Consider the following 2,704-nt stretch of genomic DNA (forward strand, 5'->3'; position numbering starts at 1 on the left):
GCCATGAAGCCGTGGGCCAGTTCGGGCATGACCATCGGTGCCATGGTGACCATGCAACCGACGGAGAGCGGCCCCGCGACCGTTTCCGCCGCTTCGGACGCGACAGCGTAAAGCGATTGTGCCTGCTGAAGAAGCTGCTTCGCCTCCACCAGCAGGCGCCTGCCGGCCGGTGTCAGCGACAGGCCCTGGGCGTGATGGCGGATGAAGAGCTGCACGCCGAATTCGCGTTCCAGCGTGCTGATGGCGGCGGAGATGGAGGGCTGCGAGATGCTGATCTTCTCAGAGCCGAGGGTGATGGAGCCCGCCTCGGCGGCCGCCACGAAATACTGCAGCTGCCGAAGAGTGTAGCGCATCCGCGGCGCCTGTCTCAGCCTTCCGGCAGCACCGCCGTCGCGTCGATCTCCACCAGCCAGGTCGGACGCGCGAGGGCCACCACCACGAGGCCGGTGCAGACCGGATGCACGCCGCGGATGTATTCGCCCATGGTGCGATAGACCGGCTCGCGGTGGCGCACATCGGTGAGATAGACCACGAGCTTGCAGACATGCTCCATGCTGCCGCCGGCTTCTTCCATCAGCTGGCGGATGTTCTGCATCACCTTATGGGTCTGTGCCACCGGATCGCCGATGCCGACATCCTCGGCCGTGTCGAGATCCTGCGGGCACTGGCCGCGCAGGAAGACGGTGGCGCCGCGCGCCACCACCGCCTGGGCGAGATCATTGTCGAGCTTCTGTTCGGGATAGGTCTTTGCCGTGTTGAAGGGGCGGATGCGGGTGTGGATCATGCTCAATGTCCTTCAGACGGTCTCGGTTTGGGTCGCGGGCGTGCGTGCCGCGATATGCTGCGCCAGATAGGCGGCATCGCGCCAGCATCCCCAGATGAAGGAGGAGCCGCGGCTGGAGAGCCAGGGCAGGCCGAGGAAATAGAGGCCGGGCACGGTGGAGACGCCCTTGTGATGCTGCGGCTGGCCCTTGGCATCGAAGACGTCGATGTCCATCCAGCTGTAGTCGAGGGCGAAGCCCGTGGCCCAGATGATGCTGGTGACGCCGGCCCCGGCGAGGTTGAGCGCGGTGATGGGGTTGGTCACGCAGTCCGGATCGGCCCGCATCACCCGTGCTTCCGGCTCCTCTGGCAGGTCCAGGCCTTCGCGCGCGGCATAGGCATCGGCCGCGTCCAGCACCGAAAGATAGTTCGCGTCGCCGCCTGCGATGTTTGCCGCGAGATCCGGCGCGAAGCGCATCACCCCGTCCTCGAAGCTTTGCGCTCGACCGAGAAGCGTCATGCCTTCCTGGGCGAAGCGGCGGAAATCCACCGTCTCGCCGCCGCGCGCGCCGCTCACCGCGATCGTCACATGCTCCAGACCCGGCTCGCGCGCTTCGACATCCCACAGGCCGAGCACGCCGAGCCACCAGCAATAGTCATGGCCGCGATAGGCGCGCGGCGGGCGGTGATGGGGCCCGACGCAGAGATAGACCTTGCGGCCGGCGCGGTTCAACTCATCCGCGATTTGCGAGCCCGAGGAACCGGCGCCGACGATGAGCACCGCGCCCTCCGGCAGTTGGCCGGGATTGCGGTACTGGCTCGAATGCATCTGCGTGATGCCGGTCTCAGCCGGAACCGTGGTCGGGATCAGCGGGCGCTGGAAGGGGCCGGTGGCGGAAACGACGTTCTTCGCCTCGATCACGCCGGCGGAGGTTTCGGCCCGGAAGCCCTGGCCATCGGCTTTCCGCTGCAGCTTGGTGACCGCGACACCGGTGCGCACCGGCGCGCCAATCTGCGCGGCATAGGCGACGAAATAATCGGCGACACGCTCCTTCGGCGGAAAGGCGCCCGGCTCGGTATCCGGGAAGGTCATGTTGGGAAAACGGTCATGCCAGGCCGGGCCGTTGGCGACGAGGGAATCCCACCGCTCCGAGCGCCAGCGCTCGGCGATGCGATGGCGTTCCAGCACCAGATGCGGCTGCCCTAGCTTGGTCAGGTGCTCGCTCATGGCGATGCCGGCTTGCCCGGCCCCGATCACCAGGGTTTCGACGTGTTCGACGGTCATGCGAGCATCCCCTTGCAAGCGGCCTCGGTCAGCCCGTTCTGACCGATGCCGCTGGATCAGGAAAGATATTCTTTCCGTCGTCTTGCACCGGAAATTCCGAGGTACAAGTAGACAGGGGATGGGAGCCACAAATGGAGATATATCCAAAGAGGATATACGTGGAGAAAAAGGATGCTGGCGCGCGCCTTGTTGTTTCTGTCCGATCGCTCGCAGGCAAGACGTGGCTGCGTCATCGGGCCGTACGACCTGATGATCGCGGGCCATGCCCGCAGCCGCGGGCTGGTTGTGGTGACCGGCAATCTGGGCGAGTTCACCCGGGTGCGCGGCCTGCTCTGCGAGGATTGGCAGGCTTAAGCCGCCGTCCTAGCCCCGATCTTCCTCTGCCGGGCGCGAAAGCTTGCGTGGTCAAGCCGGTCGCGCAGCCGAAAGTATTCGCCGATGGCGGGCAGCATCCAGGGATTGCCGGTATAAAAGGGGCGGGTGCGGAAGGGCGGCGTTTCGAAGGCGGACGGCTCCACGCGGCCGAGCATGCGCAGCGCAGTGCGGTGGCCGAGCCAGGAGGCCATGGCGACCCCCGAGCCGCAATAGCCCATGGCATAATCCACGCCGTCCTTCTGCCCGGCATGGGGCAGGAAATCGAAGGTGAAGCCCACGAAG

The 2,704-nt window shown here is 66.1% G+C and carries 3 protein-coding genes and 2 pseudogenes; 1 reads left to right on the forward strand and 4 read right to left on the reverse strand.

Going from position 1 to position 2,704, the window contains the following annotated elements; translation table 11 throughout:
• The 3 genes from VL752_RS18135 to VL752_RS18145 all read right to left on the reverse strand — a co-directional run.
• Nucleotides 1-353: LysR family transcriptional regulator (locus VL752_RS18135; RefSeq protein WP_325357318.1), on the reverse strand; the 353-nt coding region annotated here is incomplete at its 3' end.
• Between the two features lie 14 nt (nucleotides 354-367).
• On the reverse strand, nucleotides 368-784 hold the full coding sequence (locus VL752_RS18140) for a RidA family protein (RefSeq protein WP_325357320.1): 417 nt from the start codon (nucleotides 782-784) through the stop codon (nucleotides 368-370).
• A 12-nt stretch (nucleotides 785-796) separates the two neighbouring features.
• Nucleotides 797-2,047, reverse strand: coding sequence for a flavin-containing monooxygenase (locus tag VL752_RS18145; RefSeq protein ID WP_325357322.1), 1,251 nt, complete (start codon nucleotides 2,045-2,047; stop codon nucleotides 797-799).
• A gap of 216 nt (nucleotides 2,048-2,263) precedes the next feature.
• Between VL752_RS18145 and VL752_RS18150 the strand changes: the two are divergent.
• Nucleotides 2,264-2,401: pseudogene (locus tag VL752_RS18150) on the forward strand (VapC toxin family PIN domain ribonuclease); the annotation flags it as partial.
• Here the strand turns inward: VL752_RS18150 and VL752_RS18155 are convergent.
• Nucleotides 2,398-2,704: pseudogene (locus VL752_RS18155) on the reverse strand (hypothetical protein); the annotation flags it as partial. The pseudogenes VL752_RS18150 and VL752_RS18155 overlap by 4 nt on opposite strands.

Origin of the sequence: Acidisoma sp. (genome assembly GCF_035492295.1) — a bacterium.
GTDB lineage: Bacteria > Pseudomonadota > Alphaproteobacteria > Acetobacterales > Acetobacteraceae > Acidisoma.